A 23834-nucleotide genomic window follows, 5' to 3' on the forward strand; every position below is an offset into this window, starting at 1 on the left:
TGCGTGTAAAATAGGAGGCTATCAAATGAAAGCAATCGTTATTGATCAATATGGAGAAAAAAATGTTTTAACCGAACGAGAAGTCGAAAAACCATCAATTCAAGAAAACCAAGTGCTTGTTGAAATACACGCAACATCTATCAATCCAATCGACTGGAAAGTACGTGCGGGATACCTTAAAGACATGCTACCATTTGAATTTCCAATCATCCTTGGATGGGACGCTGCAGGTGTTATCGTAGAAAAAGGAAGCAATGTAACAAACTTCGAGATCGGGGAACGTGTTTTCACTAGACCCGCAACGACAAACCAAGGAACATACGCTGAATATGTACCTGTAGATGAGAACTTACTTGCTAAAATGCCAGCTTCTATGAGTTTTGAAGAAGCTGCTGCAATTCCGTTAGCTGGATTAACTGCTTGGCAATGTTTAGTTGATTTTGGTGGCGTGAAAAAAGACGATAAAGTTCTTATTCATGCAGGAGCAGGTGGCGTTGGTAATTTTGCAATCCAAATCGCTAAATCTTTAGGTGCGTACGTGACAACAACAGCCAGTGAAAAAAATGAAGAGTTTGTAACATCACTAGGTGCAGACCGTGTCATTAATTACAAAACAGAAGAGTTCAGCGAAATGCTTGAGGATTACGATTTCGTCTTAGATTCAATGGGCGGAGAAGTTCAATCTAATAGCTACAAAGTATTAAAACCAAAAGGCAAACTTGTTTCAATTGCACAACCACCTAACGAAGAAGAAGCAAAGCAATATGACGTAGAAGCCGCTTTCTTATGGCTTGATCCAAAAGGCGATCAATTGCAAAAACTGGCGGATATGTATGAAGCCGGTGAACTAAAATCAATTGTTGGAGAAACGTTCGAGTTTACTGAAGAATTTATGCAGGATGCACATGCGTTGAGCGAAACACACCATGCTCGCGGAAAAATTGTTATCACATTAAAATAATTTTTCAATAACAGTCAAAAAGCAGCTCCCATCAATAGATGAGAGCTGCTTTTTTCAGTTAGTTGACTAGATGTTCTTACTCCACAAAGGTCCATACTGTTACTGTTGCTGAATCAGTACCCGCAACGAGCATAGACTGTTTCTCGCTTGACACCGATACAATATTTGAACTTAGGTTACCTTGTAATGCGAATTGCTTGATCGTTTCAAAGCCCTCAGCAGTTCGTTGAATACCAATTAGTTCATCTTTCCTTTGACTTGGCACCCACAGCTCGATTTGACCATCAGAATTGGAATCTACTGAAGTATGCATATCGAGGTTTTTACTCCCTATTGAATGTGTTGAGTATTCACTTCCCGAAGCCACCACTTTTAACCTTTTATTTTCTTGGTCCCATTCTATAAATTGTAAATTCCCACCAATATGAGGAGTCGTAATTTCTGCTAACTCTAATTTATCTGTTGAATGAAATGCCTCTACTGTTAATGCATGTCTCCAGCGATGACTTTGACCGAGCGGCTCACCTTCAGCTAATTGCTTGCCGGCTTCATCATACAATACCAACCTCGCTCCTTCTTGATCATTGCTTAAGGTTAAGATAATTTCTTTTGTTCCATTTTGATCCCAATCTACCCAAATTGGTTTCAAACTTTCAATGACGTCTTTTTGAGGAACAGAGGTTTCTTGAACTACTTCTTTTTTATCTCCATCAATAATCGCAAACCCAGTCGCTTCTATTTGGTCACCCAAAATGCCATGATCGTAGCGAGTAGATGGTTGCGTCAACACAAGAACCTGGTTTTTGTCACCCACTAACAAATTTGAGTCAGGAAGTGCATTAATTGCAAGTCGCTCAAGTTCTTGTTCTTCACTCCAAAACACCACATCGCCATTTTGATCGATGTACACAAATTCATTTTCTTCTAATAGAAGAGGGGGCACCTGTAGATTACCTTTTGGTTGAGGAACGGTTTTTGCAGTCTGTTTTTCTGTAAGCTCTGTCAATTGGCCACTTTCCGCTACTACTCTAAATCGTTGAATTTCCCCACTATCTAATACAACAGCCAACTCTACATCTGCATCATTGTTTACTTTCTCCGCTTCGATACGAATTGGGATACCATTAAGGTTAATCGTTGTTTCTGAACTCTTGCTTGTACTAGTTTTTTCAGTATTATCAATTGCTTCTTGTTCTACCTCTTGGACATTTTCTTCAGGTGAACAACCCGCCAATATAACGAGCGCTGTAAAAAGAAGTACAAGTAATTTCCTCATTTAGTCACTCCTTTTGATTATGAACCGTAATAAAAATTGAGCTAAAAAAATCCTGATCAGCCGTATTAAGTCTGATCAGGATTTTTTAAAATTAGTTTTTCAAGTCAAAACGATCGGCATTCATCACTTTGTTCCAAGCTTTGATAAAGTCACGAGCGAATTTTTCTTTGTTGTCATCCTGTGCATATACTTCGGCAATTGCACGAAGAATTGAGTTTGAGCCAAATACTAAGTCAAAACGTGTAGCTGTACCAACTGCTTCTCCAGTTGTACGGTTTTTCCCTTCGTATTTGTTAAACTCAGCTGGTGTCCACTCAATATTCATGTCCAGTAACGTAACAAAGAAGTCATTTGTTAATGCACCCGCATTATTTGTCAGAATTCCTTCTGTTGCGCCTTGGTAATTTGCGTCTAATGCACGCATCCCCCCAAGTAAAGCTGTCATTTGTGGTGCAGTCAAACCAAGTAATTGTGCTTTATCAACAAGCAATTCTTCTGGGCTAACTGAGTACTCTTTTTTCTGGTAATTTCTGAAGCCGTCTGAAATTGGTTCTAATACGTCAAAGCTTTCTGCATCTGTTTGTTCTTCGAGTGCATCTCCACGGCCTTGAGTAAATGGCACAGCTAAGTCAAAGCCAGCAGCTTTAACAGCTTGTTCAACTGCAACATTTCCTCCTAGTACGATTAAATCAGCCATCGACACTTTGTTTCCAGTGCTAGCTTTAAGGTTTTCGTAAGTCGCTAGTACTTTCTCCAACTCTTCTGGTTCGTTAACAGCCCAGTTGCGTTGAGGTGCGAAGCGAATGCGCGCTCCGTTTGCCCCACCACGTTTATCTGAATCGCGGTATGTGCTAGCAGATGCCCAAGCGGTTTTAATCATTTGCTGGATAGTTAAGCCACTTTCCGAAATCTTTGTTTTTAGCTCATTGATTTCGTCAGCTGTTAATGTACCTGGTGCTGCTGGAACTGGATCTTGCCAAATCAATTCTTCTTCTGGTACTTCTGGTCCTAAGTAACGCTCTTTAGGTCCCATATCGCGATGAAGAAGTTTGAACCAAGCACGTGCAAATGCATCGGCAAATTCATCCATGTTTTCATAGTAACGACGCGAAATTTTTTCGTAAACAGGATCTTTACGAAGTGCCATATCTGCAGTTGTCATCATTGTTTTCACTTTGATAGAAGAATCTTCTGCATCCGGGGCCATTTGCTCTTCAGACAAATCTTTTGCTGTCCATTGATAAGCGCCGGCAGGAGATTTAGTCAATTCCCACTCGTATTCGAATAATTGCTCAAAGTAACCATTATCCCATTGCGTTGGGTTGGCAGTCCAAGCTCCTTCAACACCACTTGAGATGGTATCGCGGCCTTTTCCTGAGCCGTATGAGCTCTTCCAACCAAGACCTTGGTTTTCCATTACAGCTGCTTCTGGATCGTCCCCTACTTGATCAGGGTCCCCAGCGCCGTGTGCTTTACCAAAAGTATGCCCACCTGCAATTAGTGCAACCGTTTCTTCATCGTTCATACCCATCCGTGCAAATGTCTCACGAATATCTACAGCACTGCCTAACGGATCCGGTTTACCGTTTGGTCCTTCTGGATTCACATAAATTAGACCCATTTGAACAGCTGCTAGAGGGTTTTCTAACTCGCGATCGCCAGAATAGCGATTGTCTTCTAACCACTCTTTTTCATTGCCCCAATATACATCTTCTTCTGGTGCCCAAATATCTTCGCGTCCTGCTCCAAAGCCAAATGTTTTAAAGCCCATTGACTCAAGTGCAACGTTACCAGTTAACACTAATAAGTCAGCCCATGAAATTTTGTTGCCGTATTTTTGTTTGATCGGCCAAAGCAGTCGACGTGCTTTATCTAAGTTTACGTTATCTGGCCAGCTGTTAAGCGGCGCAAAACGTTGATTTCCGGTAGAGCCACCTCCGCGACCGTCTGCAGTACGATATGTACCTGCAGCATGCCATGACATACGAATGAACAAACCGCCGTAATGACCATAATCTGCTGGCCACCAGTCTTGGCTATCTGTCATTAACTTATGCAAGTCTTGTTTTAAAGCATCAAAGTCTAATTTTTCGAATTCTGTTTTATAATCAAACTCTTCCCCTAGAGGATTTGTCTTTGTATCATGCTGGTGAAGAATGTTCACATTCAGCATATTTGGCCACCAGTCTTTGTTTTGCGTTTTTCCTGGCTTGTTTGAAGTTGTAATTGCACTATCTTTATGACCACCTGTTACTGGGCATTGACCTTCGCCTGCCGCTGTGTGGCGCTTTTCTTCATTGTTTTCCATCTTTGATAACCTCCCAATAGTGTGAAAAATAGTTTGTTTTCATCGAAATCGATTACCGCTATTTGTTGCTCGTGTAAAAATGATTCTTACATTAGAATTATACTAAAGTAGAGCGTAGCTGAACAGTAATAAGACTGTCAATTTAAAAGCAAATTTTTTACTAAGTAAAACAAAACCCTAAATCGGTTATTTTTCGAGTGAAAAATAATGGATCATCAAAAAAATAGTGATATACCTAAAAGTGTAAGATCCACTTTTTTAGGTACATCACTATTACGACAGCTTTTTTAAGCATTTACTTTATTTAATAACCTTGAATTGTAATTACAGGCTAAAAACTCACTCATATCATCTGCAGTTAGGGGCTCTGAGTATAAATAGCCTTGCACTTCGTTACAGCCAATTGATTTTAAATATTCTTCTTGTTCTACTGTTTCGACTTGTTCTGCTAGGGACAGTAATTTTAAATTTCTTGCCATAACGATAATGGTATCAATAATCGTTCTTGCCTTTTCGTCATGTTCAATATCTCGTACAAGAGAGCCGTCAATCTTCAAGCGATCGATTGAAAAGTTCTTCAAATGATTCAAAGAGCTATAGCCTGTACCAAAATCGTCCATGCTAATTGAAATGCCAAGATGTCTCAACTTATCAAAAATGTCTTTAGCATATTCTACATCTTTAATTGCCAAGCTTTCTGTAATTTCCAAGTCCAACCGCTCGAAATTATAACCAGTTTCTTTGAAAATTTCTTTAATCGTTCCAATAAAGTTGTGATGGAAAAATTGTTTAATCGATACGTTCACACTTAAATACAACTCTTCGCATCCTTGTTCTTGCCAACTTTTCACTTGCTTGCTAGATTCCCTTAACGCCCATTCGCCTAGTTCAATGATTAACTCACTGTCTTCGACTATCGCGATAAAGTCATCCGGCTTTATCAACCCTTCTTTCGGATGATTCCACCTCAGTAAAGCTTCTACACCAAACATTTTTCCACTTGCGTAATCTATTTGCGGTTGATAAAAAATCTCAAATTGTTTTTCTTTGACTGCTTTTCTTACATCGGCTTCTAATGATAGCTGTTTTGGGTTTTTCTCTTTTAAATAATTATGATAAAACTCGTACATATTTTTCCCTTTTTCTTTAGCGCTATACATAGCCGCATCCGCGAACTTCATCAAGTCTTCTCCAATTCGACTATCTTGAGGATACAAAGCGATTCCAATGCTTCCTGTTATGTAAAGTTCCTGATTTTGACTTCCTAAAAGGAAAGGCGTTTGTATTTGAAGCAAAATATCCTCTAACTGCTTTTGGAAAACTTCATCGTCTGAGACATCGGGAAAGAGAAAAGTAAATTCATCTCCACCTAACCTTGAAATGACTACGTCTTTATCTACTAAAGACCGGAAACGATCGGCTAATACTTGAAGCAATTGGTCTCCTATTTGATGTCCTAAAATATCATTCACTAATTTAAAGCGATCCAAATCTAAAAAGCAGACAGCCATTTGTGAGAAGGCCGTTGAATAAGTAATTTTACGGTCTAGCTCTTCCACAAAAAATCGTCTATTCGGTAGAAGCGTTAGCGAATCGTGATAGGCCATATGATGCATCTTTTCTCTGGCTTCTGCAATTTCCGTTATGTCTTTTACAAATACATTTATGTGTGTCAGTTCTTCATCTAAAAAGTTCGGGACTAATGTAATTTGCACATCAATATGATTGTCAAACTTAGTAAGCAACTTTGTTTCAAACATTTGAGAATCACCACTAAACGCGATTTTCAAAAAACTTAAAAATTCAGCTCGTTGATGTTCATGAATCAGTTTACTAAATGAAGAATATTCTTCTAATTCCTCTGGAAGAAAGCCCGTCATTTCTTTTGTAGCCTCGTTTACTTTATTGATTTCACCTTTATCATCTACTGAAAATATCGCAATCGCTTGGTTTTCAAAGAGGGCTTCATATTGATGCTTATTTTTATAAATAAGTTCTTTTTGTTTCTCGCTATACAGTTCCGAAATAAAACTTGGAAACAACTCTAAAAACACTAACCCAAATATATTAATGGTTAATGGCAACAAAGTGTTATTAAAATACAGCCAGTCATAAATTTCGATGTCATGATTATTAAATAAATCAAAGTTGGAAAATAACGTAATGCTCGAAAACAGCGTGTACCGAATACTTGCAAAGGCAAGTCCAATCGCCACACTACCATAAACAATCCACTTAACATGTATTTTTTCTATTTTTCGTAACTGTCGAATAAACCGAAAAGTTGCTATCGCATTTCCTAACAGCAAAATATTCGCACTGATAAATAATAGAAGATTCATGTCTAGATTATTCTCGATCATTATTTTTCTAAGGTCAATGTAATTGACTAAACTAATACAAAAAGCAAAAATAATGGAACCGATTAACAATCGCTGAAATGTAACTTCTTTATAACAAATGGTACTGATCGCTGAATAAACAGAAAAAGAACAAAAGAGAATGATTGAGACAATTAGTAATAATTTAATCGGGGTCATAGCACCGGTGAAATATGTATTTAAATAAGCAAAGTAGATGACAAATCCTGCCACAAAAGAAGTGATACGCACCTTATTTTTGTTTTTATCTATAAAATCGATTTTCATGATAATACTAACGCCTATAAAGGCAGCTATACTGGCTACCACAATTGACAGCATGTAATCATTAAGTAAAAAATAATCCATAGTTAAACCTCTTTCCTAACCAATTACGCTTGCCAAATTAGAAGGACTATTTATCCTACTTTGTAATCAAAAATGTAAAATTTATAAGCTTTTTCAATACATTATGCTTATTTATGACCTAATTCAATATACACCTAATGGACTAAATTATATCCATAATACAGGTATATCAACCAAATTTCAATAGAAGATTCCGATAATTCCGCAAAAAAGGCATCCATACAATTTTGAGTGGTTAGCTCAAAGCTGTATAAATGCCTTTATCTTTATCCGTATTATTCTAGTACAAAGAAAGTTTTAGTAGAACATATCAAACCAACCATTGCTTATCGTTTGTTTGTACCAGTAATAACTATCTTTTTTTGTTCTTTCTAATGTGTTGAAATCTACGTGAATGATGCCAAAACGTTTATCATAGCCTTCAGCCCATTCGAAATTATCTAAAAGTGACCAAGTTAAATATCCTTTTATGTTAACGCCATAATCGATACTTCTCTTTAAAGCAGTTAAATGTTGCTTTAAATACTCAATCCTTCTTTGATCGTGAACTCGCCCATTCTCCACACCATCATTATAGCAAGCGCCATTTTCGGTTATGTAAATTGGAATAGAACCGTATTGATCTTTTATTTTTGCTAATACACGATAGAAACCTTCAGGGTAAATAAACCAACCAAAATCTGTTTTCTCAAAGCCAATATCAATTCTTTCCAGGTCGAACAAGTCTGCATCTTTTTTGTATCTGCCGATTGCTCCTGTGTAATAGTTAATGCCTAAGAAATCGATCGGTTGGCTGATGATTTCCATATCGCCTTCTTCAATTTGGAGAGTTACGCCTTTTTTCTCAAACCAATCCACCATAAAATCAGGGTAGCTCCCTTTAAAGATCGGATCGAAAAACCATTCCATTAGGAAGCCCATTCCTCTATTACAAGCATCAATGTCTTCTTGCTTGTTGCTAAATGGCTCAAGCCATTCCACGTTAGGTGCATAGCCAATGCCACCTTCAATTGCTGCTTCTCTAAATCGAGTAACTGCTTTCCCGTGTGCTAGCATCAAGTGATGAGAAATATTGGTTGCAAGTTGAAGATCTTGATTGCCTGGTGCGTGTATGCCTATAAAGTTAGATAAGAACGATACACACCAAGGTTCGTTGATTGTTATCCAGTTTTTAATCTTTCCTTTAAACTCTTTGAACATAAGCTCCGCATAGTCGGCAAATGCTTCAACTGTTTCTCGATTATCCCAGCCGCCTTTGTCTTGCAAAGCTTGTGGCAAGTCCCAATGATAAAGCGTACACATTGGTTCGATACCGTTTGCCAACAAGGCGTCTACGAAATTATGATAATACTCTAACCCTTTTTGGTTTACTTCACCAGAACCCGCAGGGAAAATTCGAGGCCATGAAACAGAAAAGCGGTACGTATCAATCCCTAATTCTTTCATTAATTGGATGTCTTCTTCATAGCGATGGTAACTATCGATCGCCACATCCCCGTTATCACCATTTAACACTTTGCCTGGCGTATGTGAAAACGTATCCCAAATTGACAAACCTTTTCCATCTTTATAAGCTGCACCTTCTATTTGAAAAGCAGCTGTTGCCGCTCCCCATTTCATGTCTTTCGGAAATTCCATAATTGCCATTTCTATTACCTCCAGTATCCAGAATTTACGAATGCGTCACGTTCTTTTAGTTTATACCTTTTTTTTGATCAAACTGCCGCAAGATTCTCTTACGATTAGCTCCGAATCAATAAATACCGGCTGTAATTCTGCTTTGCCGTTGATTAAGTCATTTAGCATATACGCAGCTAATTTGCCTAATCGCTCTTTGTCTTGTTTAACAGTTGAAAGCGGAGGCGCGCTATAACGACAAGCGTCAATATCGTCACACCCCACAAGACGAATGTCTTCAGGCACTTTTAGTCCTGCTTCTTTAATCGCCATTAACGCTCCGAATGCCATCATATCAGAAGCTGCGAAAACGGCTTCAGGCTGCACTGGTGCTTCTAATATTTTTTTCATCGCTGTATATCCACTAGCTTCATAATAATCTCCGTATTCGATCCATTCGTCTCTTACTTCAAGACCAAATTGATTCATCGCCTGTAAATAGCCTTGTGCTCTCAGTTTCGTAACGACAGAATCTTGCTGTCCACCAATAAAGCCAATATTTTTTACTGAATTCAAATACAGATGTTGAACCACTTTACTCCCTAACGACACATTATCGGTCATCACATAGCTTGAATTGGGTCCATCTAATACTAAGTCAATACCAATACACGGAATCTCACTATGAACCAATTCATAAATCGAGTCTTCAATTTCTTCTCCTGTAATAATGATGCAGCCATCTACATGGAAATGCTTACAGCGAGCCAAGTAACTGCCGTTATCTTGAGAGAAATTTTCATTTGAAAACATGAGGATGTCAAAGCCCAATTGGCCAATGTTCTTTTTAAAGGCGGTCACAACTTCTGTGAAAAAAGGATGCGTAAATTCAACATTTACTTTTCCAGCGTAAATCAAGCCAATCAAATTGGACTTTTTTGTGGCGAGCGATTTAGCTGAAAAGTTTGGTTGATATCCCGTTTGTTTAATAATATCCAATATTTTTTTCTTCGTGGCTTCGTTCACACCATGATAGTTATTGATCGCTTTGGATACAGTAGCCGGAGAGACACCGGCCATTTTTGCGATATCTTTTATTTTTAAACTCATTTGTACTCCCTCTTTTGCTCCTATAGTAAAGGTTCTTATCCTTAATCATAATGAATCAGTGAGTATTAAAGTAGTTTTAGAAACGAAAAGATTATTTAACGGATCCTTCTGCAATACTCGAGATAAACAAACGGTTGAACAATAAGAAAATAATAATTAATGGTACAGTTGCCCAGAACACACCTGACAAGATCATGCCAAAGTCCACATTAAATGTATTGCTTAATGAAGCTAGTGCGACTTGGATCGTGTAATTTTCCGGATCTCTTAAGATGGTAAACTGCCATAAGAACTCGCCCCATACCGCTGTGAACACAATAATTCCAAGCGTTGCAAAAGCTGGCAAGATGATCGGCAGTACAATACTTCTGTAGATTTTGAAATTCGAGCAGCCATCTAATTTTGCGGCTTCGATCAACTCATCAGGTACAGAGTCACTTACATATTGTCTCATAAGGAAAATCCCTAGTGGATTCAAAAAGAACAAAATCATAACACCGGATAACGTATCAAGTAATCCCGCTTTCGCAATCAAAAAATATTGTGGGATCAATCCAAGTTGAGGTGGAATGATCATGGTCAATAAGATCGTAATAAAGAGAAAGTTTTTAGCCGGGAAATGAAATTTCGCAAAAGCAAATCCTGCTAGTGAACTAATAAATAACACGACGAGGGTAACAATCGTACATAGTACGAACGATGTCCATAATGCTCCGAAAAAATCAATTTGCTGAAGAACTTTTTGAAAGTTTTCCACCATTAAGTTACCAGGTGTAATGGTAGGTGGAATTGAGTTATACGCCGAGCTGGTTTGAGTTGCCATAACAAACATCCAATAAAATGGGAAAAGAGAGAGCGCCGAAGCAAGAGTCAGAAATAAATAGACAAACACCTTACCCATAGATAGTTTTCTTTTTTTAGCTACTGTATTCATTTATCTAGCCCCTCCTTCTCTTTTTGCCAATTCCAGATGTTAAGTACGTATTAATTGCAGCGAAAATAATGATGACCACGAGTAAAATAATCGCTGTTGCAGAAGCTGTTCCAAACGATTGAAGTTTGAATGCGTCACGGTATAAATACATTACAACCGTCATCGCTTCATCTCTCGTAAAGGCTGATGCTCCTAGGAATACCGTTGGTTCAGAAAACAGTTGGAGTGCACCGACGGTTGAAAAGAAAACCGTTAAAAGAATGAACGGCTTCAGCAAAGGCAAGGTAATGTGGATCACCTGTTGGAATTTGCTGGCACCATCAATTGTTGCAGCTTCGTAAACATCATTGGGAATACTTTGAATACCCGCTAGATAAATAATCGTATTGTACCCAACCCATCTCCAAAATACCATGATGGAGATGGCGATCTTTGTTCCCCACTCTGAAGTTCCCCAGCTTACTGGATCAGCGCCGAACAATCCAAGCACGTAATTTGCCAATGAAGACTGATGGTCACTGAAAATAACACTAAAGATCAAGGCAACCGCAACCATTGACGTAATGTAAGGCATAAAGATTGTAACTCTGAAAAAACTTCTGAAACGGAGAAATGCTACGTTTAACAAAATTGCTAAAATGATACCGACTATAATCTGTGGAGCAGTACCGATTAAACCGATGACAATTGTATTATAAAGTGATTTCCAAAAAAGAGGATCTTCCAATACAATTTTGAAGTTGTTTAGTCCAACAAAGCTCATTTCCCCTAGGCCATTCCACTTTTGGAAAGCCAAATAGAAACTAAAAAGTGCTGGATAAAGACCAATAACGCCGAAGATAATAAAGAAGGGTGCGATATATAAGTACGCGGACACTCGGTCTTTCTTGCTTTCAGATAAATTCTTTTTCTTGCCTTTTTTCCCTTTTTGATAAGTAGAGTCCATTTTCACTCCCCGTTTCCGTTAAAAATAATAAGGATATGGCTTCCGCGAGGTCACCATATCCATTAACAAGTTTGTGTTGCTTATAACTTTTAACGATTTACTAGATCTTGTGCACGTTTAACAGCTTCATCCCACTCTTTTTCAGGATCTGCTCCGTTTTGCACGTTTTTCAATGCCGTTAGTATTTCGTTGTTTACAGGGAAGTATTTTACGCCTTTGTAAACAGCAGCATCGATATCTTGTGCAGCTTCAGCGAATACTGACGATGTTACTTGACCACCGAAGAATTCATCTTCGTTCGATTTAAATTCGTCCATTTCATAAACAGTAGGAGATGATGGGAACAATCCTTTGCTTTGGAATGATTCTAATTGATTTTCAGCAGATACTAACCATTCAGCAAAGTCATATGCTTCTTGTGCATGATCTGTTTCGTTTGGAATCGCAAGGTATGATCCACCCCAGTTTGCTGCGAACTCAGTAGGAAGTGTAGCAACTTTCCATTTGCCTACAGCATCCGGTGCATTTCCTTCCATCCAACCTTTTAACCAACCTGCGCCTAGCTCAACTGCAAATTCACCGTTGTTGACTGCATTTGCCCATTCAGGTGACCACATATCAAATTCTCCTACAACTCCAGCTTCGTTAAGCTCAACTGCGTAGTCGTATGCTTTTTTAACATCGTTATCTCCTTCAGTGATCAACAATTCACCTTCAGGATTTAAATACGTTTGCTCTGAAGCATCCAAGTAAGCTCTAAAGGCCATTTCGATACTATCAACAAAAGGTTTTCCAGTTTCCGCTAACACTTTCTCTCCAGCTTCTTTAAACGCTTCTGGAGAATTGATCAATGCCTCTACCTCTGAAGGATCTGTCGGTAACCCAGCTGCTTCAAATACATCCGTGCGGTAGTACAATGCTTTTGGCCCGATGTCTGTAGGTAGACCGAAAAGGAAATCACCTTCTGAATTTTCTCCAGCATTCCATTTCCATTCTAAATACTGATCTTGAACATCTTTAGCCCCAAGGTCATATAAGTTTTCAAAACTACCTTGTGCTTCTTTAAAGCGGTCAAACTGGTCAACTTCTAACATTGCGATATCAGGCGCCCCACTTCCAGCTGATAAAGAAGTAAACAATGCATCATGATGTTCTGCTGTTTCAGACGCTTTTACTTTAATTGTTACGTTTGGATTTTCTTCTTCGTATGCTTTTGCTAATTCTTCATAGTTAGTAGCTCCAAAAGACCAAAAATTTAGGGTTACTTCTTCGTTGCCATCCCCTGAACCCTCTGACTTCTCATCTCCGCTACATGCTCCAAGTGTTAAAGAAAGAGCTAGTGCTGCACCAAGTACAGGCCATTTTTTGTTGATCAATGTGTTTTCCCCCTTGTATTTGAATAATTTCTTTTACCCGAATCTCCATCGTGCTCTTTTCGCTGATTAACGAAACCGGTTTCGTTAATTCGTAAAAAAAATAGAATTAAACCGCTTACACGCATAATATATAACGATTAATCAAATAAATCAATCTTTTTTTAAATAAAAATGTAAACCGGTTTCGTTAATTATGAGAAATTTCTGTATTATCCGCTTTAGAACAGCATTCGTAGTAAAAAAAAAACGAGGTAACTATTTCGCAAATAGTTTTCCTTTCCTCGCTTTTTTTATATTAAATTAGTAAATTAGATGGCGGATTAATTGCTAATCACTGGATTTACTCTAGTAAATCTTCTGAAATCAATTTAAATCCTTCAATCATTGTATCTTCTTCTACTTCAATCAATACACAACGTTTGCCATTGTAATTGACTTGTTTAACGTAACGTAAGTCTTGTGGGTTAATGGCAATATCCGCAACTTTTGTGCTGATTTTGATGGATTTTGACGTGTAACTTGGCACAATATGACTGGCTTTCATCTCATAGGTTTTGTCTTCAACCACCTGTTGAAAAGCTCTTTCTACTTTTTCTGTGCTGATGTCTTTCATGCCACTCGCTTTTAATACACGTTCGACTTCTTTCACATCCATCATGGGTGTTTCTTCATTGTCGTCATCACTTTCAGCTTCGATCACTAACAGGTGATTGATTTCATCGTAAACACCCGCCAGCGTTCTTGAATCTACTTCGTCTCCAATTACCGCTTTCACGATTTCCTCAAATACGGCTTTATCTTCCTCAGCCGTGACGATCTCATTGCCATTTAAGACATTTTCGATAAATTGGAAATCCGGTTTATTGGCTTTGCTCGCTGCATATAAAACGTGATTGATGTCAGCTGCATTGTCTGTGAAACTTGGAAACAAGAAGCCCCCAATTGGCGAAGAAAGCTTAATAACGGGATCAACTAGCACGTTTGACTTAAACTCTTTTTCCATGAAGTCAAATACCAACGAACTTTTTGGCAGTTCGGTTTGGTTCATGCTGCTTAAAATAAACGGCGTTGTGTACGTTTCATCTCGAAAGTCCATTTCGGATTCATCTGATTTGCGCTTTGTTGTTTTATGGTAATTTCCACGAATAAACGTAACAACGATATCTTTTTCGTATTGAACATCTTGAACCATCTTCAATGCAATTTGCTGCATATTTTTTTTCCATTCTGCGACCACCTTTGACTCCAGCCCTTCATACAATAGGCGTTGTGTATGATCGGTTTGCCCTTCTTCTTGCGGTTGGAATTTAACATCAAACAATTTGATGTCTAACTTGCCACTTAAAACCTTTTTGAAGTTGGCAAGAAACAGCTCTTGTTGTTCCCGGTCCAATAAAGAAAACGAACGACTTTCTTCGTGAAAAATCTCACTGCTTTCCTGCTGTATGTAGACATTATAAATATCAGTGATTTTTAATAACTCACTGTCTAGTTTAAATCGTTTGCGAATATCGGCTATATCTTTATTGTTCATCTCTTTTCCAACTCCCTAACTAATAAAATCCAAGTAATACAAAAAAGAGTATCAAAGCAACCATTAGCTTTTGACACTCTTTCAGTATAACAAGAATTCAGATGGCACATCTCTTCTAGCCAATAAAATTCAGAGCGACTCGAACGAACTCCGATGAAGTTGGTGCATACGCTCTGCTAGTTCAGGAACAGGACCATCAACAATTGTGTCTTTAATGACTTCTCTAATAGCCAAATTTCGAACACGTGATGGCGCGGCTCCCATATTGCTTAACCATTCAGCTAGTTGCTTAGAAGAGCTTGCATAAACGATTCTCCCCAAGCCTACCCAGCCGTGCGCTGCTGCGCACATCGGACAATGCTCTCCCGAGGTATAGACCGTTGCCTTGCTTCTTTCTTCAAGTGATAGATTCGTTGCTGACCACCTGGCAATCGCAAACTCAGGATGCTGTGTATGATCGCCACCCGCCACATGATTGTGATCTTCGTAAAGCACATCTCCGGTTTCTGAAACGAGAACTGACCCGAACGGTTCATCGCCCTTCTTTAAAGCCATTTCCGCTAATTCCACACAACGCTTTAAATGTGTTAAATCCACCTCGCTAATCATTTGGCTCCTCCTTTCCATATCAAATTAACTGTCTACTTCATGATTAATTATATTTGAAAATCAAAAAACAGACAGAGAAAAGTCTTTCTTTTTCTCTGTCTGTTTTTATGGAGTGACTTATAGTTTCTTTAATTTGTTATGAATTTCACTTCGCTACTACTTCAACTGTTTCTAGTACTACCGAAAAATTATCATTCGATTGTTTAACATCCCATTCCGTACGATCAAGTAAGGACGCTATTTGATCTACAGGTACAGGACGACTGAAATAATAACCTTGTGCTAAATCGCAACCTTCTGACTTAAAGTAGTTGTATTGCTCTAAAGTTTCTACCCCTTCAGCAACAGATTTCAAATCCAGTTTTTGTGCCAAACTAATGATGGTAGAAATAATAGAAGTGGTTTTTTTGTTTTTAGATAAATTTCTAATAAAGGATTGATCAATTTTTATCGAATCGATTGGAAGATCCTTTAAATAAGATAAAGAAGAATAACCCGTTCCGAAATCATCAATCGAGATTCGAATTCCTAAGTCTTTCAACTTATTCATCGTGATTATCATGGATTCCGTATTTTCCAAGAACACACTTTCCGTCAGTTCAAGTTCCAATATGTTTGGATCTAACCCAGTTTCTTGAAGAACTCGTTCAACAGTATCCACAATATCGCTATTTACAAACTGCTTGATCGACAAATTCACAGCAATATGGAAAGGACGGCCATACGTATCGTTCCATTCCACGGCCTGTTTACATGCCGTTCTCAACACCCATTCTCCGATTGGAATGATTAATCCCGTTTCTTCTGCAATTGGAATAAATCGATCGGGTGGGATGACTCCCCATTCTGGATGAATCCAGCGAATAAGTGCTTCTGCCCCATACATAAGCCCTGTTTTCGGGTCTATTTGAGGCTGATAATACATCACTAGTTCATTATTACCTAAAGCATTATGAAGGTGCTCTTCAAGTCCAACTCGTTCCTCAAACGAAGTGTTCATCGAATTGGTAAAGAATTTGTAGTTGTTGCCTCCCAATACTTTGCTGTTATACATAGCAATATCCGAATTTTTTATCAAAGCTTCTATATTCTCACCATCAGATGGATAAAAGCTAATACCAATACTCGACCTCAAATACAATTCATGCTGGTCGATGAAAATCGGCTTTCTAATTTCTTCCAAAATTCTCTCTACAACCCGAGAAACTTCAGCTTTTTCTCTTTCTAGCAATATGACAGTAAATTCATCTCCGCCTATGCGAGAGACTATATCACCTCTAGAAACACAACTAATTAATCGTTTCGCAATTTGCTGCAAGAGTTTATCACCAACAGCATGACCGCGAGTATCATTTACCATTTTGAACTTATCTAAGTCAATAAATAATACCGCAATTTCTTGATCTAATTCCACAAAACTTTTTAGTTTCTCAGTAAAATGGAGTCGATTAGGGAGACCTGTTAATGTGTCATGGTAAGCTAAATAAGTACTCTTCTCTTCGGCTTTTTTACGATCAGTAATATCCTGGATGGCACAAATGGAAATATTCTGTCCTTCTCTTTCTACAAAATTTACATTGATTAAAGTAGAAATGATATGCCCATCTTTATTGACTAACTCTGCTTCAAAGTTATTAATAGGAACTCTTTTTAAAAAACCTTTAAGCAAAGTCATCCGACGTCGCTCTGAAGTTGCTAATAAGTCGATTAAATACTGTGGTTTTTTTCCAAAAAGTTCATTGGAGGCAGGATTGGTTTCTAAAATTTGATGGTCTTCTTTAGCAACGATAATGGGTACCGATACTAAGTTGAACATATTATTTAGAAACTCGCCTTTGTCCCGATTTTCTGCTTCTGCAATTCGTCTCAACTTATTTTGAAAAAAGGTTTTACGGTTTGCTCGCTCCATAATATTTCCACCTGCTACACAAGTAACCAAAAGCACCCAAAGAAGCAATGAGAGTATCCCAATTTCCTTTGTACCAATTAAGGCAATCTGGTAAATAGAAACATAAAGAAGAGTAGTCAAAACAGCAATTTTAAACCTCAACCTTAAAATAAAAAATGAAAACAAACTAACTATAACGATTCCACAAATTGCTAAAATGCTATTTTCTAATATAATATGACCAACAACAACGACACTTAATCCAGCAAGTCCATTAGAAACTGCCGTCATTAATTGATAATACTTTCCAAAGCGGTTAGTATTTAAAACGATTAAATTCAGAGTAAACACTGGATACAATACAAGAACTATTACTTGAATAATTTGCGTAAAATGTTGCTGTATACTCATATACGAAAATATGCCTAAACTAAGCCACGCTAAGTAGGATAAGACAATCCCGATTTTGTTAAACAGACGTACTTCGCTATCATTGAAAGATTTAAACTCTTTCTCTAATGTTCGATCCCGAAAACTTAAAGTCAATGGATGAAAAGACAATTCAAGCTGGCCTCTACTATTATCCATAACTTCACATAACTCTATGCATATCTAATTGTTTAATTTCTTCCGTATTAACCTGATGTCTACGACAAATCTCTTCTAAAGCATTGACTGTATAATCAATTTGCTCTTTGCTGTGATTATAATTGACGATTAATCGGATTCTTCCTTGATTCATTTTTACAGCGGGAAAGACAATCGGAGTCGAGTAAACACCAACGAGATAAAGATCATTAACAACTAATCTTAGTTTATTGTGATCTTCGATAAACACTGGAATAATTGGACTTTTGCTTGTACCAAGGTCAAACCCTTTAGATATCAATGAATTTCGCATATAAGTATTTTTAGCATGTAGTTCAGTTATTAATGAAGGGTTGTTCTCTATTTCTTCTAGCGCAGCTAAAATAACTGCAGCATCTACAGGTGTTAAGCATGCTTGAAATAAATAGGCATCGGAAAACCTTAGCAACGAGCAATACTTCTTATCTGCTGCAAGAAAGCCTCCAACAGAAGCTGTCGCTTTAGATAAAGTAGACATAATGAAATCAACTTTTTCACTTACCCCTTGTTCAAAGCAATAGCCTCGCCCTTTGTCTCCATAAATACCAAATGTATGTGCTTCGTCTACATACAAATAAAATTTATGTTGCTGTTTCAAATTTGTTATTTCTTTGAGTGGAGCTAAATCCCCGCTCATTGAATACGCTGATTCGACGATGACAAATATGTTTTCAAATGAGTCCTCATACCTTGTCAATTTCTTTTCAAGATCGGCAACATCATTATGTTTAAAAGAAATTGTTCTTTTAGCATTGGATAATCTTATACCATTAATAATAGATGAATGGCTTTCACGATCAAAAAGAATCAAGTCCTTACTTCCCACCAACATTGAAATAGCACCCAAGTTTGCAGTAAAGCCTGTTGGAAATAGAACTGCGCTTTCTTTTCCTGTCATGTCACTTATTTTCTGTTCTATTTTTTTATGCAAAGTTGTCATTCCACAAGAAGATGCAGAAGTCCCAGCGCCAGTACCAAACTGACTTAAAGCGCGGGTAGCTTTTTCAATTACGTTCTTATTACGGTTTAAACTAAGGTAATGATTTACATTCCATAAAACGCATTCTTTTATTTCACCGGATTGTTCTGTTATGACATTCATCAAAGTCGCAGGACCATTTTCCAAATATCGATCATATTCATTATCTACTTCAACAAAACCATGAAGCGTTTTAGCTCTTTCTTCAAGATCAGTAATACCTTTTAAATACGTAAGAACTTCTCCAATCGTAACAAATTCATTTGTCATTAAAATACCCCCATCCCATATTTTTGCATATTATAAATTCAATTTATTAGTACTATCGTATTGCTGTATAGTGCTATTGTAACACTATTGTAAATTTATTCAATTAATATTTTAGTAATTCTCAAAAATATACTAATTTATTTTTTACGTACATTTTAAATCTTGTTAAATCAATATTTATAGACTATTACCTCCGTTATCCACAGTTGTATTAAATTGTCTTTCAACCAATTTCCGATCTAAAAATAATAGGTTTTTTTCTTAAAAGTAAGCATTTAGACTTTAAAAACCTTAAATTCCACTATTTAAAACAGATAAATCCCTCTACTGATTCATCTTTTAAGAGTCTATGTATCTACAACGAAATTATTTTAAAAGGACTAATAGACCTGTCGAGTTCATAAAGCACTTTTGTTTACATCTAACCCATATAAAAGAGCGTCTATAAATCGAATAATCGACCTGTAGACGCTCTTTTCTCTATCCTCTAAACTTTACTTATTATTTTAGTTTATCTGAAATAGTTACGACGGCTTTCATAAATTCGGAAACAAATTCTTCGCGATTGACCGTGTGAAGAACATGCACGTTCGGCACTTTACCAGAACGATTCGTATAATCAACCACTGTTGCTCCCGCTGTTACACCTTCTAATGCTACCTCTACATAACAATCTTGTCCTTTAAAGTATTCGGGCTTCAATAAATACATAACGGCGCAAACATCGTGGAAGTGTAGCACTTGATCGTAGTTTTCTTCGTGGAAAGGAGTTCTTTTGATAACATCTAAATAATAAGTCACCAAATGATAAGCTTTTTCTGCAAATTCCGTACCAATAGCTAAAATATTTTTTGCTTCCTCCACTGTGACAAATGCTTTATGCGTAACATCTAATCCACTCATTACTATCGGTATTCCTGACCGAAAGACGATTTCAACTGCATGCGGATCCACATACGCATTAAATTCAGCGCTAGGCGACATATTGCCCCCAACTGCCGCACCGCCCATCCAAGAAATACGCTCAATGTTCGCCTTTACTTCAGGATGCGCTAGTAATAACGCTGCGACATTTGTTAATGGTCCCGTTGCGACAATCGTTATTTTCTCATCGCTCGCTAAAATCGTTTCGAGCATTGCTGTTATGGCTGGTCGTTTGCTTACCGGCAATTTTGGCATTGGAAATTGTACATTACCAAAGCCACTTTCTCCGTGTATATCTTCTGCTACTTCTAGTTGTCGAAAAATCGGCTGTTCCAATCCACGTGCAATTTCTACATTCGCTTCAATATAACTTAAGAATGAACGTGCGTTGTAATTTGTTTTATCTTGAGAAATATTTCCCGAGCACGTTGTAACAAGTCGCACGTCCAGCGCATCTTCATTAGCAAATGCTAATGTGAGCATCATTGCGTCATCAATTCCAGGGTCTGTATCGATAATAATGGGTATTTTAGTCATTGAAATAAGCCACCTTTTCAACCAATTTTTAAGCACTCTACGTCTTTTTCGATGATAGATAAGTAATTTTAAAACAGCAAATTACCATTCAAGCAATTCATGCTTTATACTAATCTTACTTACTAAAGGGGGCAGACACAATGTCCGAAATGGCAAACGATTTCAAAGAAGCGTTGATCGCTAAAGTAAAGTGCTTATCTACTAGTTCGCTGTATATGCTGAAGTACATGGCGATTATTCTTGTACCACTATACTTCATTTATTTATTTCTAAATTAATGAAACTTAAAAGGCGATTCCGTTTTGAATGGAATCGCCTTTTTTTATTTATGATAAATGCTATTCATCCATTTTTCGCAACAGGAAAGTGTTTGATGTTTTTCTTTCCCCATTCGTCCATCATTAAAACGATTGGAATTAGGCTTTCCCCTAAAGGAGTTAATGAATATTCTACTTTCGACGGAACTTCAGCAAATACTTCCCGATGGACAATCCCGTCCTCCTCTAATTCTCTAATTTGCGTAGTCAGTACCTTATGTGAAATTTTGGGAAGTAAGCGGTTAATCTCACTAAAGCGCAACACACCTTCTGTTCCCAAATAATAAATAATAATGATTTTCCACTTGCCGCTGATAATTGATAAGGTCAGTTCTTTTTCGCAATTAAATTCGCCACTCTCAATTTCCCTTTTTATTTCTGACCGCAAATCACCCATGAGCCTGCCCCTTTCTTCCATTTCTTCCTGAAAGTATCCTTTAGGTAACCTTCTCACAATAAAGTGCGTTATTCCATTAAAAAGAATTATAATTTAGAATAAATCGAAGATAGAGAATATTTAATATAAACGCTTACAGTTTTGTCTCTTCTCCGATGCTGCCCCGGTGTAAAGATTAGATCTTTCTATGTACAAAATTAGATAGGAGCTGACAGAAATGGCAGGAAACAGAGCGGTTGTATACAGAGGTGCTGGAACAGTAACAGTTGAAGACATTAGCTACCCTGAATTAATCATCAGAGACGGTCCCGGGGTAAATCCGTTGAATGTAGGGCGTAAATGTGAGCACGGAGTAATTGTAAAAGTCGTTACAACGAACATTTGCGGAAGTGATCAACACATGGTGCGTGGCCGGACAACAGCTCCTGAAGGGCTTGTACTCGGCCATGAAATTACCGGAGAAGTTATTGAAGTTGGCCGTGATGTTGAATTTATAAAAAAAGGTGACTTAGTATCTGTTCCATTTAATATTGCTTGTGGTCGCTGCCGCAGCTGTAAAGAGCAAGATACCCATATTTGTGAGAACGTAAATCCGGATCGTCCAGGTTCTGCTTATGGGTACGTCGATATGGGTGGATGGGTCGGCGGGCAATCGGAATATGTGATGGTCCCTTACGCAGATTTTCAGCTGCTCAAATTTCCAGATAAAGATCAGGCAATGGATAAAATACTTGATTTAACGATGCTTTCCGATATTTTCCCGACAGGCTACCACGGTGCCGTGAGTGCTGGTGTGAAACCAGGAGCTACTGTCTATGTTGCCGGGGCTGGCCCTGTAGGTTTAGCCGCTGCCCATTCTGCTCAACTACTGGGTGCATCTGTTGTCATCGTGGGTGATTTAAACAAGGAGCGCCTTGCACAGGCCCATAGTTTCGGCTGTGAAACTGTAAATCTTCGGGAGCATCCGAACCTCGGGGAACAAATTGCTCAAATTCTAGGTGTCCCAGAAGTGGATTGCGCGATTGATTGCGTAGGCTTTGAAGCTAGCGGACATGGTGAGGGCGCTGGTGAAGCACCAGCTACCGTATTAAATTCCATTATGGATGTTACGCGTGCAGGTGGACGTCTTGGTATACCTGGACTCTATGTAACCGGTGATCCTGGCGCTGCCGACAAAGATGCCCAAAATGGAACCTTGAAGGTGCGCTTAGGACTGGGCTGGGCAAAAGCTCATACCTTTGTAACTGGCCAAACTCCGGTTATGAGGTACCATCGTGATTTGATGAAGTCGATTTTAAGCGGAAAAGCACAAATTGCCAAAGCCGTAAACGCAACCGTCATTACGTTAGATCAATCACCAGAGGCATACGCTGAATTTGACCATGGCGCTTCCAAGAAGTTTGTCATTGATCCGCACGGGCATTTTAAAAAATAAGTTACTTGCTCCTCTGCTTATGGAGTAACAGGGAGGTTTATTTCCTTGTGGATGATGCGTGTTTTAATATGAAAAAGCGCTAGGATTATAATCCTGGCGCTTTTTTTATTTTGGAAAGGTGGGTGAACAGGACTTCCACTATATCTTTGTCGAGAAAACCTCACTTACTTATGATACGGTTCACCCTTCATAATCCGAAACGCCCGATAAACCTGCTCCACCAAAATCAACTTCATCAATTGATGGGGAAACGTCATCTTCGAAAACGATAATTTTTCATCCGCCCGCTTTAACACCTCGTCATGCAATCCAAGCGATCCGCCAATGACAAAGACAATTTTGCTGCGGCCATAGGTCATTAACGATTCGATATCTTTTGCCAGCTGCTCTGAAGTTTTCATCTTGCCATCAATCGCTAATGCAATGACATACGCGTCAGCGGAAATTTTCGCCAAAATTCGGTCGGCTTCTTTCTTTTTGACAATTTCCATGTCCGCATCACTCAATTGCTCTGGTGCTTTTTCGTCCGCAACTTCAATTTCATTAATTTTTGAATAGCTTCCCAGTCGTTTTGTGTACTCTTCGATTCCAGCTTTCAAATATTTCTCTTTCAACTTTCCTACACTGATAATTGAGATATTCACAACTTATCCCCCTTCACATTAAATTTACAAACAAGTTATACACAATAGTTATACACATACTAACATCCAATTTCTACATATTGTGCTCGATCATGCGTTTGCCACAAGATACGTTGCAGCCTCTTTGCAATAATCACAAGTTGTGGATAACTTTTCTGTTTCTGATAATTCTGTTAGTATCGGATAATTTTTAGTCTCTGCCACGAACACGTCTAACGCATGCTCCACGTGGGTTTTACAGCATTTTATCTCCATTATTTCCACCTCTTTCGATTTCCGAATATTCCACATAGTTATACACATTTCATTCACCTTTATCCACACCCTATTTTAACAGACCTAAAGAGTTCCGGATAGCGAAGCTTTTATCCTCTTGTGGATTGTTAACAATAAATATGCACATTAAAAGTTATCCA

19 protein-coding genes are annotated in these 23834 nt (G+C 38.1%); 3 read left to right on the forward strand and 16 right to left on the reverse strand.

Translation table 11 applies throughout. The annotated features are described in order from the left end of the window. Positions 1 to 25 precede the first annotated feature (25 nt). Positions 26 to 961 (forward strand): NADP-dependent oxidoreductase, encoded by a 936-nt coding sequence (locus tag BCM40_RS15865; protein ID WP_065525009.1) that lies wholly within the window; start codon positions 26 to 28, stop codon positions 959 to 961. A 76-nt stretch (positions 962 to 1037) separates the two neighbouring features. On the opposite strand, the gene BCM40_RS15870 is transcribed toward BCM40_RS15865, so the two are convergent. From BCM40_RS15870 to BCM40_RS15930, 13 genes are all read right to left on the reverse strand, one after another. Next, positions 1038 to 2237, reverse strand: a complete 1200-nt coding sequence (locus tag BCM40_RS15870; RefSeq protein WP_065525008.1) for a hypothetical protein — start codon at positions 2235 to 2237, stop codon at positions 1038 to 1040. Positions 2238 to 2328: 91 nt separating this feature from the next. Next, positions 2329 to 4545, reverse strand: coding sequence for a catalase/peroxidase HPI (gene katG / locus BCM40_RS15875; protein ID WP_065525007.1), 2217 nt, complete (start codon positions 4543 to 4545; stop codon positions 2329 to 2331). 287 nt (positions 4546 to 4832) lie between these two features. Then, entirely contained in the window at positions 4833 to 7274 is a 2442-nt protein-coding gene (locus BCM40_RS15880; RefSeq protein WP_065525006.1) for an EAL domain-containing protein, read from the reverse strand. A gap of 297 nt (positions 7275 to 7571) precedes the next feature. Continuing rightward, a complete protein-coding gene (locus BCM40_RS15885) occupies positions 7572 to 8921 on the reverse strand; it encodes a GH1 family beta-glucosidase (protein WP_065525005.1) in 1350 nt (449 codons plus the stop codon). 51 nt (positions 8922 to 8972) lie between these two features. Continuing rightward, positions 8973 to 10001 (reverse strand): LacI family DNA-binding transcriptional regulator, encoded by a 1029-nt coding sequence (locus BCM40_RS15890; protein ID WP_065525004.1) that lies wholly within the window; start codon positions 9999 to 10001, stop codon positions 8973 to 8975. Positions 10002 to 10092: 91 nt separating this feature from the next. Further along, positions 10093 to 10935: a carbohydrate ABC transporter permease gene (locus tag BCM40_RS15895; RefSeq protein WP_065525003.1), complete on the reverse strand. Its 843-nt coding sequence runs from the start codon at positions 10933 to 10935 to the stop codon at positions 10093 to 10095. Between the two features lie 4 nt (positions 10936 to 10939). Beyond that, positions 10940 to 11881: a carbohydrate ABC transporter permease gene (locus BCM40_RS15900; protein WP_008427755.1), complete on the reverse strand. Its 942-nt coding sequence runs from the start codon at positions 11879 to 11881 to the stop codon at positions 10940 to 10942. Between the two features lie 89 nt (positions 11882 to 11970). Further along, positions 11971 to 13257, reverse strand: coding sequence for an ABC transporter substrate-binding protein (locus BCM40_RS15905; protein ID WP_065525002.1), 1287 nt, complete (start codon positions 13255 to 13257; stop codon positions 11971 to 11973). Between the two features lie 340 nt (positions 13258 to 13597). Next, positions 13598 to 14791: a DUF4317 domain-containing protein gene (locus BCM40_RS15910; RefSeq protein ID WP_065525001.1), complete on the reverse strand. Its 1194-nt coding sequence runs from the start codon at positions 14789 to 14791 to the stop codon at positions 13598 to 13600. A 129-nt stretch (positions 14792 to 14920) separates the two neighbouring features. Continuing rightward, positions 14921 to 15400, reverse strand: coding sequence for a nucleoside deaminase (locus tag BCM40_RS15915; protein WP_065525000.1), 480 nt, complete (start codon positions 15398 to 15400; stop codon positions 14921 to 14923). A 145-nt stretch (positions 15401 to 15545) separates the two neighbouring features. Next, positions 15546 to 17876: a putative bifunctional diguanylate cyclase/phosphodiesterase gene (locus BCM40_RS15920; protein WP_083394553.1), complete on the reverse strand. Its 2331-nt coding sequence runs from the start codon at positions 17874 to 17876 to the stop codon at positions 15546 to 15548. A gap of 4 nt (positions 17877 to 17880) precedes the next feature. Then, a complete protein-coding gene (locus BCM40_RS15925) occupies positions 17881 to 19164 on the reverse strand; it encodes an aminotransferase class I/II-fold pyridoxal phosphate-dependent enzyme (RefSeq protein WP_065524998.1) in 1284 nt (427 codons plus the stop codon). 501 nt (positions 19165 to 19665) lie between these two features. Beyond that, positions 19666 to 20625, reverse strand: coding sequence for a nucleoside hydrolase (locus BCM40_RS15930; RefSeq protein WP_065524997.1), 960 nt, complete (start codon positions 20623 to 20625; stop codon positions 19666 to 19668). Between the two features lie 140 nt (positions 20626 to 20765). Between BCM40_RS15930 and BCM40_RS16510 the strand changes: the two genes are divergently transcribed. Further along, the gene (locus BCM40_RS16510; RefSeq protein ID WP_169818725.1) at positions 20766 to 20903 is read left to right on the forward strand and encodes a hypothetical protein; all 138 of its coding nucleotides are present in this window, start codon (positions 20766 to 20768) and stop codon (positions 20901 to 20903) included. 64 nt (positions 20904 to 20967) lie between these two features. Here BCM40_RS16510 and BCM40_RS15935 read toward each other — a convergent pair whose 3' ends face one another. Then, complete coding sequence (locus tag BCM40_RS15935) at positions 20968 to 21339, reverse strand: winged helix-turn-helix transcriptional regulator (protein WP_065524996.1); 372 nt, start codon at positions 21337 to 21339, stop codon at positions 20968 to 20970. A gap of 217 nt (positions 21340 to 21556) precedes the next feature. On the opposite strand from BCM40_RS15935, the gene fdhA reads away from it, so the two are divergent. Continuing rightward, positions 21557 to 22774, forward strand: coding sequence for a formaldehyde dehydrogenase, glutathione-independent (gene fdhA / locus BCM40_RS15940; protein ID WP_065524995.1), 1218 nt, complete (start codon positions 21557 to 21559; stop codon positions 22772 to 22774). A gap of 164 nt (positions 22775 to 22938) precedes the next feature. Here the strand turns inward: fdhA and rlmH are convergent, their stop codons facing one another. Together rlmH and BCM40_RS15950 are read right to left on the reverse strand one after the other, a co-directional pair. Further along, a complete protein-coding gene (rlmH, locus tag BCM40_RS15945) occupies positions 22939 to 23418 on the reverse strand; it encodes a 23S rRNA (pseudouridine(1915)-N(3))-methyltransferase RlmH (RefSeq protein WP_065524994.1) in 480 nt (159 codons plus the stop codon). A gap of 90 nt (positions 23419 to 23508) precedes the next feature. Further along, positions 23509 to 23673 carry a CxxH/CxxC protein gene (locus BCM40_RS15950; protein ID WP_065524993.1) on the reverse strand — a complete coding sequence of 55 codons (165 nt, stop codon included), beginning with the start codon at positions 23671 to 23673 and terminating at the stop codon, positions 23509 to 23511. Positions 23674 to 23834 lie beyond the last annotated feature (161 nt).

It is taken from the genome of Planococcus donghaensis (genome assembly GCF_001687665.2).
Taxonomy (GTDB): Bacteria; Bacillota; Bacilli; order Bacillales_A; family Planococcaceae; genus Planococcus; species Planococcus donghaensis.

Coding starts and splice junctions, on each gene's coding strand:
- BCM40_RS15865 (WP_065525009.1), top strand. CDS start 26: ATGAAAGCAATCGTTATTGATCAATATGGAGAAAAAAATGTTTTAACC.
- BCM40_RS15870 (WP_065525008.1), bottom strand. CDS start 2,237: ATGAGGAAATTACTTGTACTTCTTTTTACAGCGCTCGTTATATTGGCG.
- katG (WP_065525007.1), bottom strand. CDS start 4,545: ATGGAAAACAATGAAGAAAAGCGCCACACAGCGGCAGGCGAAGGTCAA.
- BCM40_RS15880 (WP_065525006.1), bottom strand. CDS start 7,274: ATGGATTATTTTTTACTTAATGATTACATGCTGTCAATTGTGGTAGCC.
- BCM40_RS15885 (WP_065525005.1), bottom strand. CDS start 8,921: ATGGCAATTATGGAATTTCCGAAAGACATGAAATGGGGAGCGGCAACA.
- BCM40_RS15890 (WP_065525004.1), bottom strand. CDS start 10,001: ATGAGTTTAAAAATAAAAGATATCGCAAAAATGGCCGGTGTCTCTCCG.
- BCM40_RS15895 (WP_065525003.1), bottom strand. CDS start 10,935: ATGAATACAGTAGCTAAAAAAAGAAAACTATCTATGGGTAAGGTGTTT.
- BCM40_RS15900 (WP_008427755.1), bottom strand. CDS start 11,881: ATGGACTCTACTTATCAAAAAGGGAAAAAAGGCAAGAAAAAGAATTTA.
- BCM40_RS15910 (WP_065525001.1), bottom strand. CDS start 14,791: ATGAACAATAAAGATATAGCCGATATTCGCAAACGATTTAAACTAGAC.
- BCM40_RS15915 (WP_065525000.1), bottom strand. CDS start 15,400: ATGATTAGCGAGGTGGATTTAACACATTTAAAGCGTTGTGTGGAATTA.
- BCM40_RS15920 (WP_083394553.1), bottom strand. CDS start 17,876: ATGGATAATAGTAGAGGCCAGCTTGAATTGTCTTTTCATCCATTGACT.
- BCM40_RS15925 (WP_065524998.1), bottom strand. CDS start 19,164: ATGACAAATGAATTTGTTACGATTGGAGAAGTTCTTACGTATTTAAAA.
- BCM40_RS15930 (WP_065524997.1), bottom strand. CDS start 20,625: ATGACTAAAATACCCATTATTATCGATACAGACCCTGGAATTGATGAC.
- BCM40_RS16510 (WP_169818725.1), top strand. CDS start 20,766: ATGTCCGAAATGGCAAACGATTTCAAAGAAGCGTTGATCGCTAAAGTA.
- BCM40_RS15935 (WP_065524996.1), bottom strand. CDS start 21,339: ATGGGTGATTTGCGGTCAGAAATAAAAAGGGAAATTGAGAGTGGCGAA.
- fdhA (WP_065524995.1), top strand. CDS start 21,557: ATGGCAGGAAACAGAGCGGTTGTATACAGAGGTGCTGGAACAGTAACA.
- BCM40_RS15950 (WP_065524993.1), bottom strand. CDS start 23,673: ATGGAGATAAAATGCTGTAAAACCCACGTGGAGCATGCGTTAGACGTG.